General features: G+C 63.9%; 19 protein-coding genes, 1 tRNA gene and 1 pseudogene. 4 read left to right on the top strand and 17 right to left on the bottom strand.

Going from position 1 to position 23,666, the window contains the following annotated elements:
• Positions 1-148: 148 nt before the first annotated feature.
• Positions 149-2,476: a YgiQ family radical SAM protein gene (locus ABZE94_RS00725; RefSeq protein WP_372873620.1), complete on the bottom strand. Its 2,328-nt coding sequence runs from the start codon at positions 2,474-2,476 to the stop codon at positions 149-151.
• A 202-nt stretch (positions 2,477-2,678) separates the two neighbouring features.
• Between ABZE94_RS00725 and ABZE94_RS00720 the strand changes: the two genes are divergently transcribed.
• On the top strand, positions 2,679-4,586 hold the full coding sequence (locus tag ABZE94_RS00720; RefSeq protein WP_372873619.1) for a diguanylate cyclase domain-containing protein: 1,908 nt from the start codon (positions 2,679-2,681) through the stop codon (positions 4,584-4,586).
• A 120-nt stretch (positions 4,587-4,706) separates the two neighbouring features.
• Here ABZE94_RS00720 and alr read toward each other — a convergent pair whose 3' ends face one another.
• The 6 genes from alr to ABZE94_RS00690 all read right to left on the bottom strand — a co-directional run bounded on the left by alr (position 4,707) and on the right by ABZE94_RS00690 (position 10,649).
• Positions 4,707-5,786, bottom strand: coding sequence for an alanine racemase (gene alr, locus ABZE94_RS00715; protein ID WP_372873618.1), 1,080 nt, complete (start codon positions 5,784-5,786; stop codon positions 4,707-4,709).
• Positions 5,787-5,915: 129 nt separating this feature from the next.
• A complete protein-coding gene (locus ABZE94_RS00710; RefSeq protein ID WP_372873617.1) occupies positions 5,916-6,332 on the bottom strand; it encodes a globin family protein in 417 nt (138 codons plus the stop codon).
• 33 nt (positions 6,333-6,365) lie between these two features.
• A complete protein-coding gene (locus ABZE94_RS00705) occupies positions 6,366-6,701 on the bottom strand; it encodes a cytochrome c5 family protein (RefSeq protein ID WP_372873616.1) in 336 nt (111 codons plus the stop codon).
• Positions 6,682-7,257: a DUF3365 domain-containing protein gene (locus ABZE94_RS00700; RefSeq protein WP_372873615.1), complete on the bottom strand. Its 576-nt coding sequence runs from the start codon at positions 7,255-7,257 to the stop codon at positions 6,682-6,684. Before ABZE94_RS00700 ends, ABZE94_RS00705 begins: the two co-directional genes overlap by 20 nt.
• A 50-nt stretch (positions 7,258-7,307) precedes the next feature.
• Complete coding sequence (locus ABZE94_RS00695; RefSeq protein ID WP_372873614.1) at positions 7,308-8,636, bottom strand: cytochrome c3 family protein; 1,329 nt, start codon at positions 8,634-8,636, stop codon at positions 7,308-7,310.
• 9 nt (positions 8,637-8,645) lie between these two features.
• On the bottom strand, positions 8,646-10,649 hold the full coding sequence (locus tag ABZE94_RS00690; protein WP_372873613.1) for an FAD-dependent oxidoreductase: 2,004 nt from the start codon (positions 10,647-10,649) through the stop codon (positions 8,646-8,648).
• A gap of 419 nt (positions 10,650-11,068) precedes the next feature.
• Here ABZE94_RS00690 and ABZE94_RS00685 point away from each other — a divergent pair, with 419 nt between their 5' ends.
• Entirely contained in the window at positions 11,069-11,434 is a 366-nt protein-coding gene (locus tag ABZE94_RS00685; RefSeq protein ID WP_372873612.1) for a VOC family protein, read from the top strand.
• A 114-nt stretch (positions 11,435-11,548) separates the two neighbouring features.
• Positions 11,549-12,250, top strand: a complete 702-nt coding sequence (locus tag ABZE94_RS00680; RefSeq protein ID WP_372873611.1) for a helix-turn-helix transcriptional regulator — start codon at positions 11,549-11,551, stop codon at positions 12,248-12,250.
• Between the two features lie 114 nt (positions 12,251-12,364).
• Here ABZE94_RS00680 and dnaB read toward each other — a convergent pair whose 3' ends face one another.
• From dnaB to rnr, 7 genes are all read right to left on the bottom strand, one after another.
• Positions 12,365-13,759: a replicative DNA helicase gene (gene dnaB, locus ABZE94_RS00675; protein ID WP_372873610.1), complete on the bottom strand. Its 1,395-nt coding sequence runs from the start codon at positions 13,757-13,759 to the stop codon at positions 12,365-12,367.
• A gap of 145 nt (positions 13,760-13,904) precedes the next feature.
• Positions 13,905-14,354 (bottom strand): 50S ribosomal protein L9, encoded by a 450-nt coding sequence (gene rplI, locus ABZE94_RS00670; protein ID WP_372873609.1) that lies wholly within the window; start codon positions 14,352-14,354, stop codon positions 13,905-13,907.
• Positions 14,355-14,375: 21 nt separating this feature from the next.
• Complete coding sequence (locus ABZE94_RS00665; protein WP_372873608.1) at positions 14,376-15,269, bottom strand: hypothetical protein; 894 nt, start codon at positions 15,267-15,269, stop codon at positions 14,376-14,378.
• Between the two features lie 36 nt (positions 15,270-15,305).
• Positions 15,306-15,536, bottom strand: a complete 231-nt coding sequence (gene rpsR / locus ABZE94_RS00660; protein WP_069519637.1) for a 30S ribosomal protein S18 — start codon at positions 15,534-15,536, stop codon at positions 15,306-15,308.
• Positions 15,537-15,564: 28 nt separating this feature from the next.
• Complete coding sequence (rpsF, locus tag ABZE94_RS00655) at positions 15,565-16,011, bottom strand: 30S ribosomal protein S6 (protein WP_372873607.1); 447 nt, start codon at positions 16,009-16,011, stop codon at positions 15,565-15,567.
• Positions 16,012-16,268: 257 nt separating this feature from the next.
• Positions 16,269-17,018 (bottom strand): 23S rRNA (guanosine(2251)-2'-O)-methyltransferase RlmB, encoded by a 750-nt coding sequence (gene rlmB, locus ABZE94_RS00650; RefSeq protein ID WP_372873606.1) that lies wholly within the window; start codon positions 17,016-17,018, stop codon positions 16,269-16,271.
• The gene (gene rnr / locus ABZE94_RS00645; protein ID WP_372873605.1) at positions 17,015-19,555 is read right to left on the bottom strand and encodes a ribonuclease R; all 2,541 of its coding nucleotides are present in this window, start codon (positions 19,553-19,555) and stop codon (positions 17,015-17,017) included. Before rnr ends, rlmB begins: the two co-directional genes overlap by 4 nt.
• Before the next feature lie 215 nt (positions 19,556-19,770).
• Here rnr and ABZE94_RS00640 point away from each other — a divergent pair.
• Positions 19,771-19,857: transfer RNA gene (locus ABZE94_RS00640), tRNA-Leu, on the top strand.
• Between the two features lie 185 nt (positions 19,858-20,042).
• On the opposite strand, the gene ABZE94_RS00635 is transcribed toward ABZE94_RS00640, so the two are convergent.
• From ABZE94_RS00635 to ABZE94_RS00625, 3 genes and pseudogenes are all read right to left on the bottom strand, one after another.
• Positions 20,043-20,927: a methyl-accepting chemotaxis protein gene (locus ABZE94_RS00635; protein WP_372873642.1), complete on the bottom strand. Its 885-nt coding sequence runs from the start codon at positions 20,925-20,927 to the stop codon at positions 20,043-20,045.
• Positions 20,901-21,161: pseudogene (locus ABZE94_RS00630) on the bottom strand (HAMP domain-containing protein); the annotation flags it as partial. The pseudogene ABZE94_RS00630 and the gene ABZE94_RS00635, both read right to left, overlap by 27 nt.
• Positions 21,162-22,287: 1,126 nt before the next feature.
• Entirely contained in the window at positions 22,288-23,583 is a 1,296-nt protein-coding gene (locus ABZE94_RS00625) for an adenylosuccinate synthase (protein ID WP_372873604.1), read from the bottom strand.
• Between the last annotated feature and the right edge of the window lie 83 nt (positions 23,584-23,666).

Below are 23,666 nucleotides of genomic sequence, written 5' to 3'. Positions count from 1 at the left end.
GGGGAGCGATTTAGGCTGCCCACCCTACCCGGCTAAACAGCGCAAAAGCTCGCGCCTACAGCGGAACGCCGCCCGGCCCCTCCCACAGACATCCTGGATCCCGTGGGAGGGGCTTTAGCCGCGACAGCCTGTGGCCATTACAAGCCAATCAACGCGGCGCTACAGGCTTCCTCGGCGGCTTCTTGCCTTTGCCCTTGGCGGCATCGGCGCGCTCCTTGGCGGCCTGCTGGTTGCGCGCCTGGGCGGCGGCCTTGGCTTGTTCGCGCTTGTCCCATGGGTTGCCGCCCGCGGCACCGGTGTCGCGCGGCGGCAGGCCGGTGTGCTGGGTCAGCAACGGCCGGGTCTTGTCACCCGCGCCGCGCGCGGCACCACCGACCTTCTTGCTGCCGGCCGGGGTGGAATTCTTGCGGCGTGCACTCTGGTAGCTGTCGGTGGCCGGCTGATGCAGCGGGATCAACTGGTTTTTGCCCGGCCCGATCAGGTCGCTGCGGCCCATGCGCTCCAGCGCCTCGCGCAGCATCGGCCAGCCTTTCGGGTCGTGGTAACGCAGGAAGGCCTTGTGCAGGCGGCGCTGGGCCTCGCTCTTGACGATAGGCACGCCGTCGCTCTTGTAGGTGACCTTGCGCAGCGGATTCTTGCCCGAGTGGTACATGGCAGTGGCGGTGGCCATCGGCGAGGGATAGAACGCCTGTACCTGGTCGGCGCGGAAGCCGCTGCTTTTCAGCCACAGGGCGAGGTTCATCATGTCCTCGTCGCTGGTGCCGGGGTGCGCGGCGATGAAGTAGGGGATCAGGTACTGCTCTTTGCCCGCCTCTTTCGAGTACTTCTCGAACATACGCTTGAACTTGTCGTAGCTGCCGATGCCCGGCTTCATCATCTTGTTCAGCGGGCCTTCTTCGGTGTGCTCCGGAGCGATCTTCAGGTAGCCGCCGACATGGTGGGTGACCAGCTCCTTGACGTACTCCGGCGACTCCACGGCGAGGTCATAGCGTAGCCCCGAGGCGATCAGGATCTTCTTCACCCCCGGCAGCGCGCGAGCCGAGCGGTACAGCTGGATCAGCGCCGAGTGGTCGGTGTTGAGGTTCTCGCAGATGCCGGGGAACACGCAGGACGGCTTGCGGCAGGCGGACTCGATTTCCGGGGTTTTGCAGGCGATGCGGTACATATTCGCGGTCGGCCCGCCGAGGTCGGAAATCACCCCGGTGAAACCCGGCACCTTGTCGCGGATTTCTTCGATCTCGCGGATGATCGACTCTTGCGAACGGTTCTGGATGATCCGTCCTTCGTGCTCGGTGATCGAGCAGAAGGTACAGCCGCCGAAACAGCCGCGCATGATGTTGACCGAGAAGCGGATCATCTCGTAGGCCGGGATCTTTTCCTTGCCATAGGCCGGGTGCGGCACCCGCGCATAGGGCATGCCGAACACGTAGTCCATCTCTTCGGTGGTCATGGGGATGGGTGGCGGGTTGAACCAGACATCCACCTCGCCATGCTTCTGCACCAGGGCGCGGGCGTTGCCCGGGTTGGTCTCCAGGTGCAGCACGCGGTTGGCGTGGGCGTAGAGCACCGAGTCGGCGCGAACCTTCTCGAACGAGGGCAGGCGGATTACCGTCTTGTCGCGCTCCAGCCGTGGGTGCGCCAGCAGCTGCACCACCTTGGCTTCATTCGGGTCCTCTACCGGTCCCTTTTCCTGCTCGATGGCGCAGGCCTGGGTGTCCTGGGTATTGACGTAGGGGTTGATGATCTTGTCGACCTTGCCCGGCCGGTCGATGCGCGTGGAGTCGATCTCCATCCAGTCTTGCGGCGTGTCGCGGCGAATGAAGGCGGTGCCGCGGATATCGGTGATCTCTCCGATCTTGTGGCCGTAGGACAGGCGCTGGGCCACTTCGACGATGGCGCGCTCGGCGTTGCCGTAGAGCAGGATGTCGGCACAGGCGTCGATCAGGATCGAATGGCGGACCTTGTCCTGCCAGTAATCGTAATGAGCGATGCGGCGCAACGAGGCCTCGATGCCGCCGAGTACGATCGGCACGTGCTTGTAGGCTTCCTTGCAGCGCTGGCTGTAGACCAGGCTGGCACGATCCGGGCGTTTGCCAGCCAGGCCGCCGGGCGTGTAGGCGTCGTCGGAACGGATCTTCTTGTCGGCGGTGTAGCGGTTGATCATCGAATCCATGTTGCCGGCCGCGACGCCGAAGAACAGATTGGGCTCGCCGAGCTTCATGAAATCGTCTTTGCTGCTCCAGTCCGGCTGGGCGATGATGCCGACGCGGAAGCCCTGGGACTCGAGCAGGCGGCCGATGATCGCCATGCCAAACGACGGATGGTCGACATAGGCATCGCCGGTGACGATGATGATGTCGCAACTGTCCCAGCCGAGCTGATCCATCTCGTCCCGGCTCATCGGCAGGAAAGGCGCAGGGCCGAAGCACTCAGCCCAGTATTTTGGATAGTCGAATAACGGCTTGGCTGCGTGCATGAAGATGACCGAGATGTCAGGAGTAAACGGCCGCGAAATATAGCACAAAATTTGACCAAATCCGACCCTGGCACTGGGACAAACCCAGGTGACCGCACTTGTGCCCGACACCAGGCATTTGTGATCACATCCAGAGTTATGGCTATACTCGAGCGATTGCCACCGGTGGCGATAGCGGTGCCGGGCACAAGAGGTGCATGCAGTGCAGCGGATAGTCTCCTCATTCATTCTACTGTTGAGCCTGACCTGCCTGCCCGCCGCGGCCAGTGCGGCAACCATCCTGCTCGACAGCGCCAGCAGCGGGCACATGCTCAACGGTCAGATCGAGCTGCTGGAGGACACGGGCGCTCGGCTGAGCATCGCCGACATGGCGGATCCGGCCGTGCAAAGCCGCTTTCAGCCGGCGAATGGCCGTGCCACCGTCGGCCAGAGCCGCCATCCCTGGTGGATCAAGGTCACCCTGCAACGCGGCCGGGGCACACCCAGCCAGTGGTGGCTGGAAAACGCCGGCATCACCATCTTCAACCTGCAACTCTACCTGCCCGACGGCCGGGGTGGCTGGCACACCCGGGCAACGGGCACAGCGGTGCCCTACGCCGAGGGCCGCGACTACGCCTATAGGCGCATGCTGTTCAAACTGCCCGAGTTGGGTGAAGAACCCCTGACCCTGTACTTCCGCAGCCTCGACCCCGCCGGCAACTCCTTCCCGCTGACCATCTGGCAGCTCGGCGACCTCGAGCAACAGGCCAGCAACGAGAATATCGGCTTCGGCCTGGTCTACGGGATGATCCTGGCGCTGCTGCTCTACAATCTGTTCATCCTGATCGCCCTGCGCGACAAGGCCTATCTCTGGTACGTGCTGGCCACCGCCTGCGTGCTGGTGTTCATCCTCAGCATGACCGGTCACGGCTTCCAGTACCTGTGGCCCGACAATGCCGTGCCCTTCTGGCTGGACCGCATCACCCTGCCCTCACTCTGGGGCATCTTCGTCATGCGCTTCACCCAGGAGCTGCTCTACACCAAACGCGGCTTGCTCTGGTCGCATCGCCTGCTGAATGCCGGCTGCGTGCTCTATGTCATCGCCATCGCGATCAACGCCTTCGGCTATCGCGCCGAAGGTGCCCTGCTGATCGCCCTGACCCCGCTGGTCACGGTGCCAACCGCCCTGTTCAGTGCCGGCCTGCGCTGCTACCAGGGTTTCTTCCCGGCGCGCTTCTACCTGCTCGGCTACGGCGCCGTCCTCAGCAGCACAGTGGTGCTGGTGATGCGCGCGGCCGGGCTGATCGAGCCGTACAACTTCACCGCCTACCTGTTCCCATTGTCGGTCGCAGCAGAAACCATCCTGTTCTCCTTCGCCCTGGCCTACCGCATCCAGGTGCTCAAACAGGAGAAGGCCGCAGCGCTAAGACAAGCCGACCGCGAGAAAACCGCGCGCCTGGCGCTGGCCCAGAGCAACGCCGACGAGCTGCAACGCGCGGTGGAGCAACGCACCGCCGAGCTGGAAGCGACCAACCAGCGGTTGCTGCAACGCGAACTGGAACTGCAACATGCCGCCTTCCACGATCCGCTGACCGAGCTGCCGAACCGCCGCTATCTGGTCGAACGTACCGGAACCGCCCTGGCCCAAGCCGAGCGCCACGGAGAAAGCGTGGTCTTGCTGCTGATCGACCTCGACCACTTCAAGCCGATCAACGACCGCTTCGGCCATGATGCCGGCGACCTGATGCTGCAGGTGATTGCCCAGCGCCTGCGCGAGCATGTGCGCAGCGGCGATAGCGTGGCGCGCCTGGGCGGCGATGAGTTCGCCGTGCTGATCTGCGGCGACGAGGCCGAACGGCACGCCCGCGAGATTGCCGCGCGCCTGCTCGCCGAACTGGCCCAGCCGGTACTCTATGGCGCCGAACGGCTGCTGGTGACCATCAGCATCGGCGCGGCCCTCTACCCGCAACATGCCAGTCATTTCACCGGCCTCTACAAGGCGGCCGACGAGGCGCTGTACAAGGTCAAGGCAGGCGGTCGCTCGGGCGCGTCGGTCTGCGGCGACGACGGCGAACTGAGCGACAGTGCACGCCTGCAACTCGACGTGATCAAGGTCAACAGCGGCCTCTAGCATTCAAAGGCCGTGGCAATATCGAGCGCCGTCGCGGGAGCGTCTGCAGGCGATCGCAGCGCAACACCGTAGCGTGCGTCTGGAGGCGATCGCAGTAGGCGAGCGTTTTTTCACAAGATCTCAGGCATTGCGATAACGCCGCGGCACGCGCCGGGTCACCTTGGTCAGCAACTCGTAACCGATGGTGCCGGCCGCCCGGGCCACCTCATCCACCGGCAACTGCGCGCCCCACAGCTGCACTTCGTCGCCGATTTGCGCGGCCGGCAGGTCGGTCAGGTCCACCGTCAGCATGTCCATCGACACCCGCCCCGCCAAGGGCACGCGCTGGTCGCGCACCAGCAGCGGTGTGCCGCTCGGCGCATGGCGCGGGTAGCCATCGGCATAACCGCAGCTGACCGTGCCGATACGCGACGGCCGCTCGGCGCGCCAAGCGGCGCCATAACCCACGCTGTCATCGGCCGCCACTTGGTGAATCGCGATCAGTTGCGCGCTCAGGGTCATGGCCGGTTCGAGGCCCAGCTCCGCGGCGCTCAACTCGGCGAATGGCGTGGCGCCGTAGAGCATGATGCCCGGCCGTAGCCAATCCATATGGGCCGCGGGAATGGTCAGGATGGCCGCCGAATTGGCCAGCGAACGCTGGGCGAAATCGAGGTCGAGCAGATCGAGAAAAGCCTCCAGCTGCCGCTCGCTCTGCTCATGGCCGCGCTCGTCGGCGCAGGCGAAATGGCTTATCAGGTTCACTTCGGCGACTTGCGCCGCCCCCTGCAAACGGCTGTGACAGGCGCGCAACGCCGCCTCGTCGAGGCCCAGGCGGTGCATGCCGCTGTCCAGCTTCAGCCAGGTATTCAGCGGCCGGCTGAGGCTGGCGGCGAGCAACTGCGCGAGCTGCTGCTCGCTGTGCAGCACCAGGTCCAGGCCGAGTTGCGCGGCGAGCGGGTACTCGGCCGCCTCAAAACAACCTTCGAGCAACAGGATGCGTGCCTCGTCATGTAGCGCGCGCACCTCGGCGGCCTCCTCCAGGCTGGCCACGGCGAAACCATCGGCCACCTCATGCAGCGCCGTCACCACCTCGCCCAGGCCATGCCCGTAGGCGTTCGCCTTGACCACCGCAAAGGCTTGGCGACCGGGCGCACAGCGCTTGGCCACAGCGTAGTTATGACGAATGGCGGACAGATCGATGGTGGCGACTAGGGGGCGCATGGAGCGGGCTCTGCAGGGTGATGGGGCGACCATCTTAAACGTCGCCCTGCAAGCTGCAAGCGCCAGGCGCGGTGGGCGGCGCGCAGCCAACCGACATAACCGGGACGCCGGGCGGCGCCCCGGTGCTTCTCAAGCGGTGGTCTTGTTCGCCGCGGCGATCATGGTGTTGGCCATCAGCCCGTAGGCGCTGGTCCAGGCCTGCTCCACTTCCTCGGTAAAGGCATCGCCCAGGCCCTGGCCGAGGGTTTTCAGCAAGGCAGTGCCGACGGTGGCGTAGTGGCTGTCTTCCACGCCGTAGTCGACATGGCCTGCGCCGAGGCGCTGCAGTACCGGCACCAGCACCTCCAGCTCGTTCAGCTTGTCCACGGCCACGCCGATCATCTGCATCAGCTTCTTGCCCTGGGCCAGCATATCGCCCTTGAACAAGGGCTTGAGGCTCGGGTCGGCGGTGAACAGGTTGTGGTAGAACAGCGCCGCGGCCTCGTCGGCAATCGGTGCCACCTTGGCGAAGCTGCCTTGCACCAGCTCGATCTGTTTCGGGGTCATAGTTAGATCCTCTCAAGTTGTGGTGGCAGCGCTCTAGCGGCTCTGCGACACCATATATTTCACCGCGGCGGCCACCTGCGGATCGCTCAGCGCGGCGTTACCACCGCGCGCCGGCATGCTGCCCTCGGCACCCTCGAAGCCATTCAGCGCATGGCCGATCAGCACCTCCATGCCTTGCTCGATGCGCGGCGCCCAGGCCTTGCGATTGCCCTTGGCCGGCGCACCGCCGAGGCCGTTGAGGTGACAGACCTTGCAGGTGCCCTGCCATATCTGTTGGCCGAGTCTCAGCTCGGCCTGCTCCGGGCTCTCGCCGCAACCGGCCAGCAGCAGGCTGCCGGCCAGCCCCGCACTAACCGCCCAGCGGGACACGGATCACCACCCCGCCCAACACGTCGCCGAGCTTGAAGTCGGTACGCGGGCTGTCTTTGTGTTCGTTGTGACAGGAGGCGCACACCGGCGCCACGGCGGCGTCGGGGTAGACGGCGGTGAAGTAGCTCTGCTCGCCGAGTTTTTCCTCGGTGTAGTAGTTCTGCCCCGGGTTATCGATGATGAACTGCAGGCCAATCTTCTCGGCCTCGGTGCGCGGCGCGTTCTGCTTGTTGATCGGCCACAGTGACTGCAGCGAATAGCTGAAGGCGTCGGTCTTGGCCGCCACCGCTTCGGCGCCGAAGCGGAACATCTGCGCCGGCAACGGCAGGGCCTTGTCGTCGATGAAGTGTTCGCTGGGCTTGATCACGCCCTCATCCTTCAGGCGATTGACCACCTGTTTGGTGTAGACGGCGCGGTCGGATTCCATCACCAGATGCAGCATGTCGGTGAGTTGCTGCGGGCTGAAGCCGCTCGGTTTGCTTTCCTGGCAACCGGTGATAGTCAGCAGGCCGGCGGTAACGGCGACGGCGAGCATGGGTCGTAGAGTCGTGTGCATGGTGTTCTCCCTATCAGGTTTTTTTAGGTTGGCAGAGGCATCTGTGCTACTCATCGCCGGGCACGCTCCAGCGCCATGTCCACACTGGGGACATGTTGCGCAGGCGCGCCTCGGAAGTTGTTCTTGAGCAACAGCGGGTCGGCCAGGGCATCGAGGGCGAAGGGCAGCCCGTGACAGTCGAGGCAGACGCCGCGCAGCATTTTTTCGTTGGGACGCAGGTTGGCGTTCTGGTTGTGCTGCACCAAGCGGAGCTCCTGGCCGTGCACCTCGGCGGTCTCGCGCGGCAGATGGCAACTGGCGCAACTCACCCCGCTACCCGGCGGCAGCTCGCCGCGCTGTTCGGCTTGCCAGAGCCGCTGGTGAGGCGAGCCTTGATAAGCCAGCGAGTGCTGGTCGGCATGGCAGCCGAGGCAGGCCTCGACGGCCGCTACCACCCGGTCGACCCTGTGCGCGCCATGGCAGCTGCTGCAGCTCAGTTCATGCCCGGCGCTCTCGGCGGCAAACGCCAGCAAGCCCTGCTCCGGGCGCATCGGCGTCAATTTGACCGGCAGTTGGGGATTCAAGCGCATACCGTGCTTGCCGGCAAAAAAGCCCTGGGCCTCACCGGCATGGCAGCCCTGACAGGTTGCCAACGCCGGCTTGGCTTGCCAGGCGACGCCCTGGGGTTGGTGGCAGCCGCTGCAATTGACCCCGGCTTCGGCATGGCCGCTGGCCAGCCAGTCGGCGACCGCTTCGGCGTTCAGTTGCTCACGCGGCGCATCGGGCAGCGGCACCTCGGCCGGCTTCTGCCAATCCGGATGCTTATCCGCCAACGGCGCCGGCGCGGCGATGCGGGCGATTTCCAGCAGCAGCGGCTGGTCGGCGCCCTTGACCAGGAAGTCTTCGTAGAGCGCGCGGTTGTCGTGGTAGTTGTGGCAGCCGGCGCTGGCGCAAGTATCGAACGCCATACCCTGGTGACTGGGGCGGTCCTCGGCGATCTCGGCATGGCAGTGCACGCAGAAGTCATCGGGCTGGGTCACCGCCATCGGCCGGGTGCGCTCGGGCGCATGCTCGACATGGCAGGCCAGGCAGTAGCGCGCGTCCAGATGGGCCAGGCGGTCGGCGTTGCGCGGATCGGTGAATTTGCTTTGCGGGTGGGCGTCACGGGTGGCTTTCAGTTCGTCGCCGTGGCAATTGACGCAGGCCTTCTGCAGCACCTCGCCGCCGCCCAATGGACTGACATGACAGGCGCCGCAAGCCTGCTCCAGTTGATGATGACCGGCCGACAGCGGCCCCGGATTGAAGGCTTGCAGATCCTCGCCGGCATACAGGCGATAGCCGTACCAACCGGCCACAGCCAGCAGGGTCGACAACCAAAGCGCCCAGATTGCGTACTTCATCGCCCGTCCTTAAAAGTAATAAACCGACAGCACATGTACGCCGAGCAGCGCCGGCCATGGCCAGACCGCGACAATGTGACCCCACAGCAACAGCTGCCGAGCGCGCCGGGCCAGGGCCGGCGGTAATTTGTGTTCGACCGCGAGCAAAGCCGACGCCAGGCCGCCAACGCCAAGCAGCAGAAGGAAATCGAATAGCAGCCAGCGATTGAGGTTCTGTCCGTGGTCCAAGCCGGTGTGCAGCACCAGCAGCGCCAGGGCCAGCACGCCGAGGGCCACATGCAGCAGGCGCCAGTTGGCGAAGGCGCCGAGGGGCAATTTCGGCAGGCGCTTGCGCAGTGACATCAGCAGGCCGAGCAGGGCCAGACCGAGCAGCGAGAAGCCGCTGACCTGACGCCAGAAGCCGTCCTGCCACAGCCAGCTGAGGCCCGCCTGCAATACCGAAGTCGGCGCAGCCAGGGCCGGCAATTGGCTAACGGCCAACACCGCGGCCACGGCCAGGCCACCGCCCAGCGCCAGCCCCGCAGCACCGCGCTCGGCCTGGCGCGGCGCACTGTCGCCCAAGAGGTTCTGCAGCAACGGCTTGCAGCCGCCGCATACCGTACCGGCACCGCATTGCTGCCCGAGCGTCGCGATATCCGTGGCGCCGGCGACAATGCAGGCGCTGAGCTGGCCGCGTTGCACGCCCATGCACTGGCAAACCACGGTGTTCGTTGGCCACTGCGCGACCTGCTCGCTGGCCGCCGGCCACAAACGGCCCTCGCGGCGAAAGCGCCAGAGCATCAGCGGGCCGATGCGCCGCCCTTGCTGCAGGGCATCCAGCCAGCGCCGGCTCTCCGCACACTCGCCCACCGCCAGGGCGCCGAGCAGGCGGCCACGGTGCACCAGCAACTTGCGGTAGCCGCCCTGCTGCGGGTCGTTGTAACTGTATTCGCGCTGGTTGATGCGCTTAAGCGGCTCGACCACTTCGCCGGCGCTGAACACCGGCAAGCCGGCGACCTTGAGCTGGGTCGCCTGCAACGAGCCACGGTAATGCGCCGTTTCGCCGGTCAGCCGCGCGGCCAGCACCGCGGCCTGCTCGAAGCCCGGCGCGACCAGGCCGTAAGTCAGGCCACGGTGCTCGGCGCATTCGCCGATGGCATGGATGTCGGCGTGGGAAGTCAGCAGTTCATCGTCGACCACAACGCCATGGCCGACCCGCAATTGCGCCGCCAGCGCCAGTTCGATATTGGGCCGGATGCCGGTAGCCAGCAGCACCGTATCGCAGGCCAGTTCGCGGCCGTCGCGCAGGCGCACGCCACTGACCCGCCCGGCACCGAGCACACCGCCCAGGCCGGCAGCGAGCAGCACCTCGATACCCAGCTCGCGCACCTGGCGCAGCAACAGCTCGGCAGCAGGCTCGTCCAGTTGCCGGTTCATCAGGCGCGGCGCCTGCTGCACCAGGGTCACCTGGGTATTGCCGCGCTGCATCGCCCGCGCCGCTTCCAGGCCGAGCAGGCCGCCGCCGACCACCACGCAATGACGGCTGCGCGCGGTGCGGGCAAGCAAGGCGACGGTATCGCCCAGATCGCGAAACACGAAAACGCCGGATAAATCGACCCCAGGCACCTCGGGGATATGCGCGCGCGAGCCGGTGGCGAGAATCAGCCGGGAATAGTGGAAACGCCGGCCCTGAGCATCTTCCACATACTTGCTCAGCGGCTCGATATGGCTGACCCGGCAACCCAGATGACTGCTCAACTGGCCTGGCAGACCCGGGGTGGTGATGCCTTCCAGGTCGACCTCGCCGGCCAGCAAGGCGCTCAGGCGCACCCGGTCATAGGGCGCCCAGGGCTCGTCGCCGAACAGCAGGACCTGGCCGGGATAGCCACGACGCAGCAATTCCTGGGCGCAACGCACGCCTACCGGGCCGGCGCCGACGATGATCAAGGGCGCAACGGCGGGTGCCGGCGCGGCCATGGGCAGCGCAATAGGGGATGCAGCGGATGAAATGGCGGTGACACGATCGAGCAGCATCTGCGTCCTCCTCCGCGCACCGCCTGTTCGGCAGGCGCGAGGTTGAGCCGAAAAAAAACGCCGCGGCCGGAGCGCAGGCGAGCTTGCCTGCACCGGTCACGACGTCTTTGTCTGTCAACCCTGCACCGCCATTGGCACAGTCGTTGTGTTGCCAGCTCATTTGCAAGCTTTACGCCAGCTGCCTCAAGCAACTTATAAGTAACTGAATTCGTTTAATTTAGTGCCGAAAACCGCGCTTCGACATGCGCCTCGACGCCCCAGCAACGAGCCATCGCAACACAGCCGTGCAGCAATCCGGAGCAGACAGACCCTACTGACACCAGGCTGTCAGTAGCCCTGGCCTAGAGTGGGCTTCGCAGGCCAGAACGCGCCATCGACGGTGCCGGCCTGCTGACATCCCCCATTCCAAGGAGAGAGAAATGAATGCGATCAACTGGTTCGAACTGTTCGTCAGCGACTTCGAGCGCGCCCGCCGCTTCTATGAGCAGGCGCTGGCAACCCCGCTGGAGACGATGGATGGCATGGGCGGGCGTATGGCCCTGTTTCCCTGCAACCCGCAGAGCGGCGTCGGCGGTTGCCTGAGCGACGCGCCCGAACAGCAAAGCGGCATAGGTGGAACCCGGGTCTACCTGAATGTCGAAGGGCAACTGGCGGCCGTGGTGAACCGGGTTCCGGCGGCGGGCGGCACGATCATCCAGGGCAAGATGTCCATCGCCCCCCATGGTTTCATCGCCGTGATAAAAGACAGCGAGGGTAATGAGGTGGGTCTGCACAGCATGTCCTGAGTTGCCCAGGCGCCGGACAGCCATGCCTTCGTCCGGCCGTTTCTGCCTGCAGCGGTTAGCGCCGCCCCGCAGTGAACCGGAATAGGTTATAACCAGCCCATTCGGGGAGAGTACATGAGACGCGCCGACCGCCTGTTCCAGATCGTCCAGTTCCTGCGCAGTCGTCGCCTGACCACCGCGCAGTGGCTGGCCGAGCGCTTGCAGGTTTCGGTGCGCACCATCTACCGCGACATTCAGGACCTGTCGCTTTCCGGCGTGCCGCTGGAGGGCGAGGCCGGGGTCGGCTATGTGCTGCGCCAACCTATGGATCTGCCGCCGCTGATGTTCGAGCGCGAAGAGATCGAAGCCCTGGTGGTCGGCGCGCGCATGGTCAACGCCTGGGCCGACCCGGACCTGCAACGGGCCGCCGAATCGGCGCTGGCGAAAATCCACAGCGTGCTGCCCGCCGCCCTGCGCGACGAGCTCAACGGCAATCGCCTGTTCGCCCCCGAGGTGAATGTCTATCCGCTGCATTGGCTCGGCCATTTACGTCAGGCGATCCGCCTGCGGCGCAAATTGCACTTGAGTTACCGCGATGAAAGCGGGCAAGCCAGCCTGCGGCGCATCTGGCCGCTGGGCCTGTTCTTCTGGGGGCAGACCTGGACGCTGTGCAGCTGGTGCGAGTTGCGCAACGATTTTCGCAACTTCCGTATCGACCGGGTGGAAAGCCTCGACGACCTCGACGAAACCTACCAGCCCGGCCCCGGGCAACACCTGGAGGATTACCTCGCGCCCTACCTCGGCAGCGAGGGCATGGCCCCCGCCTACAAGTCCTGACCTGAGCCAGAAGCGCCATAGAAAGAGCGTCTCCAGGCGTTCGCGGCAAGGCGCGCTACGTCAGCAGCGGGCGTCTGGAGGCGGTCGCAGCAGGCGAGAGTTTTTCACAAGCTATCAGTCCTCGTCGAACTGATAGCTGCCCGGCGCCAGGTTCTCGAAGCGCGAATACTTGCCGAGGAAGGCCAGGCGTGTGGTGCCGATCGGGCCGTTACGCTGCTTGCCGATGATGATCTCGGCCACCCCCTTGAGCTCGGTCTCCGGGTGATACACCTCGTCGCGGTAGACGAACATGATGATGTCGGCGTCCTGCTCGATCGCCCCGGACTCGCGCAAGTCGGAGTTGATCGGGCGTTTGTTGGGGCGCTGCTCCAGGGAACGGTTGAGCTGCGACAGGGCGATCACCGGGCAGTTGAATTCCTTGGCCAGGGCCTTGAGCGAACGGGAAATCTCGGAGATCTCGTTGACCCGGCTTTCGCTGCTGGAGCCGGGAATCTGCATCAGCTGCAGGTAGTCGACCATGATCATGCCGATCTCGCCGTGCTCGCGGGCCAGGCGCCGGGTGCGCGCGCGCATCTCCGACGGCGAGATGCCGGCGGTGTCGTCGATGAACAGCTTGCGGTCATTGAGCAGGTTGACCGCCGAGGTCAGGCGCGGCCAATCGTCGTCATCCAGGCGGCCGGCACGCACCTTGGTCTGGTCGATGCGCCCCAGGGAGGCGAGCATCCGCATGACGATCGAATCCGACGGCATCTCCAGCGAATACACGACGATGGCCTTGTCGCTGCGCAACACGGCGTTTTCCACCAGGTTCATGGCGAAGGTGGTCTTACCCATGGACGGTCGGCCGGCTACGATGATCAGATCCGCCGGCTGCAGGCCGCTGGTCTGCGCATCCAGATCGTTAAAGCCGGTGGACAGGCCGGTGATCGCATCGCCCGAGTTGAACAGGGTGTCGATGCGGTCGATGGCCTTGACCAGGATGTCGTTGATGCCCACCGGACCGCCGGTCTTCGGCCGCGCCTCGGCGATCTGGAAGATCAGCCGCTCGGCCTCGTCGAGAATCTCCTCGCCGGTGCGGCCCTGTGGCGAATAGGCGCTGTCGGCGATTTCGCCGCTGATGCCTATCAGCTGGCGCAGGGTGGCACGCTCGCGGATGATCTGCGCATAGGCCTTGATGTTGGCCACCGACGGAATGTTCTTCGCCAGTTCGCCCAGATAGGCCAGGCCGCCGACCTGGGACAGCTGGCCTTCCTTGTCCAGTTGCTCGGACACGGTAACCACGTCGAAGGGGTGGTTGCGCTCGGCCAGCTTGTAGATGGCACGGAAGATCAGGCGGTGGTCATGCCGATAGAAATCGCCATCGGACACCGCATCGAGCACCCGCTCCCAGGCATTGTTGTCGAGCATCAGGCCACCCAGCACGGCTTGCTCGGCCTCGATCGAGTGCGGCGGCACTTTCAAGGCGGAGGTTTGCAGGTCGTATTGCTCGGGAATGCTGATGTCGTTCATAGGGCTCTGGAAAAAATCGGCTGCACTGAATTTCGAGAATAGAAAAACAAAGGGCACGGCATCGCTAACGCAATGCCGTGCCCGATGTTAACGAGCCTGCACCTAAGCGCAAGTCCGTTGAGCGGCTAGCTTCAGAGCGAGGCTCTTAGGCGGCTGCAACCACAACGACCCGCACGGTCGCTTCAACGTCGGAGTGCAGGTGCACGGCCACGTCGTATTCGCCGATATGGCGAATGGTACCGTTCGGCAGACGCACTTCGGCTTTGGCCACTTCCACGCCAGAGGCGGTCAGGGCGTCGGCGATGTCGTGCGTACCGATGGAGCCGAACAGTTTGCCCTCATCGCCCGCGGTAGCGGTGATGGTGACTTCCAGTTCAGCCAGCTGAGCGGCGCGAGTTTCAGCAGATGCCTTCTTATCGGCAGCCAGCTGTTCCAATTCGGCGCGACGCGCTTCAAACGCAGCCAGGTTGGCAGCGGTTGCAGCGGTGGCTTTGCCGAATGGCAGCAGGAAGTTACGGCCGTAACCGGCCTTAACGTTCACTTTATCGCCCAGGTTGCCCAGGTTGGCGATTTTTTCCAGCAGGATCAGTTCCATTTGGTAATAACCTCTTAACTTTTAACCTTCACCGTTCGTGGGACCCGAGCCTTGCTTGCGCTCGAAGCGACCACGAAAATCAAACAGGCTGTCGACAATGGCCAAGACCACCAGTAACGGATAAGTCAGCTGCATGAACAGCAGCAGCGTGATGTACAACCCGACCAGCCAGAACTTCGCCAGTCGCCCTTGCGCCACCAGCCCATGCAACAGGGCAACGGCGGCGAACACCAGCGGCACGCTGCACAGCGGAGTCAGCATGGCCATCTGCGGCCCCAGATTGGGGCCCAGTAGCATGCCGACCAGCAGCAACATCGCCGGTGCCAGCGGCAGTCGCAGCGCGCGAAATTCGCGTCCGAAACCGCCAGGGTTATACAACAGCGCCTGCCAATAACGCCCAAGCATCAGGCTCAGCAGGCTGACAATCTGCAGCAACGCCGCCAATAAACCGGTCAGCACCGGTGCGATCAGGCTCTCCAGGCGCGCTCGCTCGTCCACCGACATCTGCTGGTGAACCCCATCGAGCATCTGTGGCAGGAGCTTTTGCAGCTCACCTGCCATCGCCGCGATGGGTTCGCGGAACACCGCACCCAAGACCAACCCGTACACCAGGCCCAATACCACGCTGCACAGCAGCACACGATCCCAGGACAGACTGGCGCGCAACAACATCGCCAGCCCCAGCGCACCGAGCAACACCAACAGGGTGCGCGGTTCACCGAAATACCACCAGCCAATCGCCGGCAGCAGGGCCCAAGCGAGGATGCCCAGGGCATCACTCAGACCGCGCCGCAGGAGCACCAGGCAACCTGCGGCAGCACTTAACCAGAACAGCAGCGGCAATGCCGCCGAAACAACCACCACGAGGATGGCCTGCATGCGGCCGCGCATAATGAATTCAGCTAAGGCGCGCATGTCTCTTATCCCTTACTTCTTGTCGAACACCCGATCTCAGCGGCCGTGGCTGTCGGTGTAGGGCAGCAGGGCCAGGAAGCGGGCGCGCTTGATAGCGGTAGCCAGCTGACGCTGATAACGAGCCTTGGTACCGGTGATACGGCTAGGAACGATCTTGCCGGTTTCCGAGATGTAGGCTTTCAGGGTGTTGAGATCTTTGAAATCGATCTCCTTCACCTCTTCAGCGGTGAAACGGCAGAACTTACGACGACGGAAGAAACGTGCCATGTAATTGGCTCCTCAATAGATCCGTGGATTACTCGTCAGCGTTGTCGCTGGCGTCGCTGTTATCGCGGCGGCTATCGCTGCGGTCGCTGTCATCGCCATCGGCGGAATCGGCACCTTCAGGACGGTCGCGGCGCTCACGGCGCTCACTGCGGTTTTCTTCGGCCTTGAGCATTTCGGACTGGTCGATAACGGCCTCGTCGCGACGGATGACCAGGTTACGGATCACGGCATCGTTGTAACGGAAGTTGTCTTCCATTTCGGCCAGGGCCTTGCCGGTGCACTCAACGTTGAGCATCACGTAGTGAGCCTTGTGGACGTTGTTGATGGCGTAAGCCAGCTGACGACGACCCCAATCTTCCAGGCGGTGGATTTTGCCGCCGTCTTCTTCGATCAGCTTGGTGTAACGCTCAACCATGCCGCCGACTTGCTCGCTCTGGTCCGGGTGAACCAGAAAGATGATTTCGTAATGACGCATAAATGCTCCTTACGGGTTGTAGCCTGCCGCCAAACGCGGTCAGGCAAGGAGTGAATATCACTGTGTGTCTTGCCGCAACAGAGGGGCGCACTAGCGCCTGCCGTCACGGCAAGGGGCGCCATTCTAGAGAAGCGCCCATGCACAAGCAAGGTGGACTGGTGATTATTTGAGCAGCGCGGAGCGCTGTAGCTATAAGCCTCAAGCTGCAAGCTAAAAGCAAAAGCCGCCTGCACACTGATTCGCTTGCAACTTATCGCTTACGGCTTGGTACTACGTCTCTGGCGCAACGCTTCGAACAGGCAGACCCCGGTCGCCACCGAGACATTCAGACTGCTGACACTGCCGGCCATCGGCAGCTTGACCAGGTAATCGCAATGTTCGCGGGTCAGCCGACGCATACCCTTGCCTTCGGCACCCATGACCAGCACGGTCGGCCCGGTCATGTCGTGCTGATACAGCTCCTGCTCGGCCTCACCGGCAGTACCGACCACCCACAGACCACGCTGCTGGAGCTTCTCCAGGCTGCGCGCCAGATTGGTCACCGCCACCAGCGGAATCACCTCGGCGGCACCACAGGCCACCTTGCGCACCGTGGCATTGAGCGTGGCGGACTTGTCCTTGGGCACTATCACCGCCAGCGCACCCGCCGCATCGGCGGTGCGCAGGCAGGCGCCGAGGTTGTGCGGATCGGTCACCCCATCCAGCACCAGCAACAGCGGCGGGCCTATGGCGCGATCGAGCAACTCCTCGAGCATCGCCTCGCCCCAGACCTGGCTGGGACTGACATCCGCGACCACCCCCTGATGCACACCCTCGACCCAGGCATCCATCTCGCGGCGCTCGCACTGGCCGACGGCAACCCGCGCATCGGCCGCCAAGGCCAACAGGGCCTGGACCCGCGGATCATTGCGCCCTTCCGCGAGCCAGATCTGCTTGACCCGCTTGGGGTGATGGCGCAGCAAGGCTTCCACGGTATGCACGCCGTAGATCTTTTCCAGCTGACTCATGATTTCGCCTTACGCTTGCGCGGGGCGCCACCCGCAGCCGGCGCCCCGCTCTTTGGCGGACCCTTGCGGTGCTTGGCGGATTTCGCATCCGCACTCGCCGGCTTGGAGGATTCGCTTTTAGTACCGCGCCCCTTACCCTTGGACTCGGCCAGCAGCGTTTTTTTCAACTCGCGGCTTTTCTCCACATCGGTGCCACCGGCAGCGACAGCTCGCCCGTCCCTGCGCCCGGCTTTAGCCGACTCGAAGCCGCCACGCCGGCGCCCGGCTGGCGCATCCACAACGCTCTGGGCCATTTCGAAGTCGATCTTGCGCTCGTCCAGATCGACCCGCATGACCTTGACCTCGACCGTATCGCCAAGACGGAAATTGCGCCCGCTGCGCTCTCCGGCCAGACGATGATGGACCGGATCGAAGTGGTAGTAATCGCCGGGCAAGGCGGTGACATGCACCAGGCCTTCAACGTAGATATCGGTCAACTCGACGAACAGACCGAAACCGGTCACCGCGGTGATCACCCCGGGGAAGGTTTCGCCGACGCGATCCTTCATGAACTCGCACTTGAGCCAGTTCACCACATCACGGGTGGCCTCGTCGGCGCGCCGCTCGGACATCGAGCACTGCTCGCCGAGCTGCTCGAGGATCGCTTCATCGTAAGGATAGATGCGTGCCTTGGGCATGCTCGCCGCGCCCGCGCGCTTGACGTGCGGGGTGTCGAGTCTGGAGCGGATCACGCTGCGGATCGCCCGATGGATCAGCAGATCCGGGTAGCGGCGGATCGGCGAGGTGAAGTGGGCATAGGCTTCGTAGTTCAGGCCGAAGTGGCCCTGATTGTCGGCGCTGTACACCGCCTGGCTGAGCGAACGCAGCATCACGGTCTGGATCAGGTGGTAATCCGGGCGACCGCGAATGCTTTCCAGCAGCGCCTGGTAGTCCTTGGGCGTCGGACCGTCCTTGGACTTGCCGCGATGCAGGGACAGACCCAACTCGGTGAGGAAAGCCTTGAGCTTTTCCACACGCTCGGGCGGCGGACCATCGTGCACACGGTACAGCGCCGGAATTTCATGCTTCTGCATGAATGCGGCGGTGGCCACGTTGGCGGCCAGCATGCACTCCTCGATCAGCTTGTGCGCATCGTTGCGCTGGGTCGGGCGGATCTCGGCGATCTTGCGGTCGACACCGAAGACGATCCGCGTCTCCTGGGTCTCGAAATCGATGGCGCCACGCTCGTGACGCGCCGCCAGCAATACCTGATACAGCGAGTAGAGCTGTTTGAGGTGCGGCAGTACTTCCTTGTACTCACTGCGCAAGGCCTTGCCTTCGCTGCCTTTCGGCTCTTCGAGCATGGCACTGACCTTGTTGTAGGTCAGGCGCGCGTGGGAGTGGATCACCGCCTCGCAGAACTGGTAGTCGATCATCTTGCCGGTCTTGGAGATGCTCATCTCGCAGACCAGGGCCAAACGATCCACCTGCGGATTCAACGAACAGAGGCCGTTGGACAGCTCCTCCGGCAGCATCGGGATCACCCGCTCGGGGAAATACACCGAGTTGCCACGCACCTGCGCCTCGGCATCCAGCGCCGAATCGACTTTCACATAATGGGAGACGTCGGCAATCGCCACGTACAGCTTCCAGCCGCCGGAGAACAGCCGCCAGTTACTGCCATTCTTCTCGCAATAGACCGCATCGTCGAAATCACGGGCATCTTCGCCGTCGATGGTGACGAAGGGCAGATGACGCAGATCGATGCGCTTTTCCTTGTCCTTGTCTTCGACTTCAGGCTTGAGCTTGCGCGCTTCCTTGACCACGGCCTCGGGCCAGACATGTGGAATGTCATAGCTGCGCAGCGCGACATCGATTTCCATGCCCGGCGCCATGTAGTTGCCGACCACTTCGACCACATCGCCCTGTGGCTGGAAACGCGGGGTCGGCCAATGGGTGATCTTCACCTCGACGAACTGACCCTGTTTGGCCCCGGCATTGCGCCCCGGGGTGACCAGCACTTCCTGCTGGATCTTCGGGTTGTCGGCGACCACAAAACCGATACCGCTCTCTTCGTAATAGCGTCCGACGATGGCTTCATGAGCACGGGTCAGCACTTCGACGATGCCGCCTTCGCGGCGCCCACGCCTATCCAGGCCGGTAACCCGGGCCAAGGCACGGTCGCCGTCGAAGACCAGGCGCATCTGCGCCGGACTGAGGAACAGGTCATCGCTGCCGTCGTCCGGAATCAGAAAGCCGAAACCGTCGCGGTGGCCGCTGACGCGTCCGAGGATCAGGTCCAGCTTGTCCACCGGTGCATAGGTGCCACGACGGGTATAGATCAACTGGCCGTCGCGCTCCATGGCGCGCAGTCGACGACGTAGCGCCTCGACCTGCTCTTCGGTGGTCAGGCCGAACTCGTCGAGCAACTGCTCACGGCTTGCCGGGGAACCACGCTCGGCGAGGTGCTGCAGAATCAGCTCGCGACTCGGGATGGGGTTTTCGTATTTTTCCGCTTCACGAGCGGCCTCAGGGTCGAGGGATTGCCAGTCGGCCATTAGAGAGAGTTCACCTTTTCTATATAAATTCGGTTTGCCATGTGCCTATTGAAGCGCGAAACCACTATCCGGGTCAGCACAGCAGGCAGAATAAAATTTTTTGAGCACAGGGGTTTACAAGTAAAAAGTCGATCCGTATTATGCGCGCCACAACGACGGGAAACGAAGTTAACCGAGTTGTAGTTGATAGCAAACAAGCAATATTTGCAATCAATGCCCAGGTGGTGAAATTGGTAGACACGCCAGCTTCAGGTGCTGGTGACCTTACGGTCGTGGAAGTTCGAGTCTTCTCCTGGGCACCAATTCAAAAAAACCGAGCCAAGTGCTCGGTTTTTTCTTGCCTGCGATTTAGCACAGCAATCGCGCCGGAGCCCGGCAGACAAGCAGGAGCCGGTACGCGCATACGCATTGCCGGCCGGACCGCGCAGCCCGACACGCTCTTGTCGGGCTCGGCGCCTCAGCGCCAATCAGGCATGCGCAGCCATTGCTAAACGCGGAACTGCCCCAGACTGGCTTTCAGTTGCTTGGCCAGACCATCCAGCACCCGTCCGCTGTCGGCCGTGGCAGCCACCGCCTCGGCCGCTCGCTGGGCCTCAGCATGGATCACCTCGACCCGCCCACGCACCGCATCGGCACCTTGCGCCTGATGCGCCGCCGCCTGAGTCGCCGCATTGATGGCGCCATGCACCTCCTCCACCGCCGCCTGCACCGACCGCTGCACCTTGGCGCTTTCCAGCAGCGCAGCCAGCCCCTGATCCGCCTGCTGCCCGGCCTGCCCGATGGCGCCAACCGCCTCACGCGCGCCTTTTTGCAAGGCACCGATATGCGCCTTGATGTCGCCGGTCGACTGCTGGGTCTTGCTCGCCAGCGCACGTACCTCGTCGGCGACCACGGCGAAACCACGGCCGCTCTCGCCGGCGCGGGCCGCCTCGATGGCGGCATTCAAGGCCAGCAGGTTGGTCTGCTCGGCGATGCCATGGATCACCGTCAACACCACCTCGATCTGCTCGCTCTGCCTGGCCAGACGCTCGATCACCGCCGCACCGTCGCCAACCCGCAGCACCAGGGTCTCCATCGCCCCACCGACCCGCGCCGCAATCGCCGCATTATCCTGGGTCGCCTGACGAATCGCCGCCACCCGGCGCAGCGCCTCTTGCATCGCCTGGCTTTCCGCCTGGGCTTCACCCGCCATCTGTGCCAAGGCCTGCAGACTACCCGCCACCTCGTCGCGCTGACGTCCGGCGGCAGCCTCGGCCGCCGCACTGCGTGACGCCAGACTGCCGATCTCCTGCCCGGTGAGCACCGCCACCTCGCCCGCCTCGCGCACTATGGGTTGCAACCTGGCGACAAACCGATTGACCGCGGCCGCCATCTCGCCCACCTCGTCACGACTGTCCAACTCGACCCGCCGGGTCAGGTCCCCCTCGCCCTCCGCCAAGTCCTGCAAGGCCGCGATCAGCAATCGCAGGCGACTCAACACCCGCCAGCCGAGCACCAGCGCCACCGCCAGCAACGCCAACAGACCAACCACCAAGAGCCCGACGGCGATGCGCCAGCGCAAGCTCTCGGCAGCGGCCCTGACCGAACTCAGACTACCCTGCGCCATACCCTCGGCCGCCTGCTGCGCCTCGCTTAGACGGCGCTGTAGTGCCTGGGTGCTGTCGCGTGCCGCGCCGACCAGACTGGCATCCACCAGCTCGCCCGCATCGTCCACCAGCGCGGAGAAACGCTGATCCAGCGCTTGCAACTCCTGCTCCACAGCCGACCTGGACAGACCCAGCTGGACCTTGCCGATCCGCGCCCCCATGGGATTGATGTCCTTCTCGACCATGTACACCTGCGGATCGCGCGCCGCCGCCTCGATCAGTTTGTCCAGCGGGGTATCGCCTTGCCCCGCAGCGACCAGGGCCCGCACCCGCGCATCGCTGCGGTTGAAATTGCGCGTCAGGCGCCGCCCCTCGGCGTCGTAATACACCGCAAACAAGACCGCCGGATCGCGCTGGACGATGCGCGTGAACGCGGTCAGCGCCGGCGAATCGTCATCCCAGATGGCCTTGGGGGCGACACCGGCCAGCAACTGCGCCATGGCGCTGCCCGACTGCTTGAGATTCTCCTCGAGCACGCCGCGCAACTGCTCCTGCTCGGCCTTGAGTCGCCCGGATAACGCCGCGGCGAGGCTCTCCCGGGTATTGGCCGAGAGCGCGGCCAAGCTCTGCACCACCTCACGCTCGGCAGTGCCCAGCTCGCCACCCAGGCGCTGGCTATCGGCCTCCAGGCGCGTCGCCAGGTCGGCAACCAGGTCATCTACAGTGGTGCGGGTCAACCACACGGCCAGGAATACCTGCACCAGCATGGCCACGCCCAGGGCAATGAATACCGGACGCAACAAACGGCTGTGCAGCAATGCGAACATGGCGGACAAGGCTCCACTCCTTTTTCAAATCAGAACAGCTTGTAAGCAATGATCGGCCGCAAAATAGAAAACTGAAGCCATCGCCTCAAACGACAAAGGGCCGCCCATGGCGACCCGTTGCTGTACAGCTCACGACAATCAGAGGCTGTGAAAATATCGAGCGCCGTAGCGAGAGCGTCTCCCGCTGTTCGCGGCAAGGCGCGCTATGAGAAAAACAGGGGAGTTTAGTGAGCTAAATGACCCTGCTTTTCGCTTAACGCAACACCAGCAGCGGACGCCAGGGGGCGGTCGCAGTAGGCGCGAGTTTTTTCACAAGCTCTCAGGCGAACGGGTGACGCAGCACGATGGTCTCGTTGCGATCCGGGCCCGTGGAGATGATGTCGACCGGCGCACCAACCAACTCTTCCACGCGCTTGATGTAGGCACGCGCACTGGCCGGCAATTCGTCCAGGGTCTTGGCGCCCAGGGTCGACTCGCTCCAGCCCGGCAGCTCTTCATACACCGGCTGCAGACCCAGATAGCTGTCGGCATCGGTCGGCGCATCGACCAGCACCTCGCCGTACTGATCCTTGTAACCGACGCAGATCCGAATGGCCTCGAGACCATCGAGCACATCGAGCTTGGTCAGGCACAGACCGGAAATGCTGTTGATCTCGATGGCGCGACGCAGGATCACCGCATCGAACCAGCCGCAACGACGGGCACGCCCGGTGGTGGAACCGAACTCATGGCCGCGCCTGGCAAGAAAAGCACCGGTTTCATCGAACAGCTCGGTCGGGAACGGCCCCGCACCAACGCGCGTGGTATAGGCCTTGGTGATGCCGAGGATGTAATCCAGGTACATCGGACCGAAACCCGAACCGGTGGCAATACCGCCGGCGGTGGTATTGGAACTGGTGACGTAGGGGTAGGTACCGTGGTCGATGTCCAGTAGCGAACCCTGGGCACCCTCGAACATGATGTCCTTGGATTCGCGACGCATCTCATGCAACACGGCGGTCACATCGGCCATCATCGGCTTGAGCAGCTCGGCGTATTCCATGCACTCGTCCAGAGTCTTCTGGAAATCGACGGCCGGCTCCTTGTAATAGTTCTGCAGCACGAAGTTGTGGTAGTCCAGCAACTCGCCCAGCTTGGCGGCGAAACGCTCGCGGTGGAACAGGTCGCCGATACGCAGACCGCGACGCGCCACCTTGTCTTCGTATGCCGGACCGATGCCGCGACCGGTGGTACCGATCTTGAGATCGCCACGGGCCTTCTCGCGCGCCTGATCCAGGGCCACGTGATAGGGCAGGATCAGCGGGCAAGAGGGGCTGATACGCAGACGCTCGCGTACCGGCACGCCCTTTTCTTCCAGCTTGATGATTTCGCGCATCAGCGCGTCAGGGGCAACCACCACGCCATTGCCGATCAGGCACTGGACATTCTCGCGCAGGATGCCCGAGGGGATCAGGTGCAGTACGGTTTTTTCGCCGTCGATCACCAAGGTATGACCGGCATTATGGCCACCCTGGTAGCGCACGACAGCTGCCGCCTGTTCGGTGAGCAGGTCGACGATCTTGCCCTTGCCCTCATCACCCCACTGAGTGCCCAGGACTACGACATTCTTACCCATAAAACTTGTCCTCTTCGCGCAAGCTTGATGCCGACCACAGCCGACGGAAACAATTTGTTGGGGACGACCAGTTTGGACGGCCT

Source organism: Pseudomonas sp., assembly GCF_041601375.1.
Taxonomy (GTDB): Bacteria; Pseudomonadota; Gammaproteobacteria; order Pseudomonadales; family Pseudomonadaceae; genus Aquipseudomonas.
Note: the sequence above shows the minus strand (reverse complement) of the source record. Positions and strands in the feature narration are given on the sequence as shown.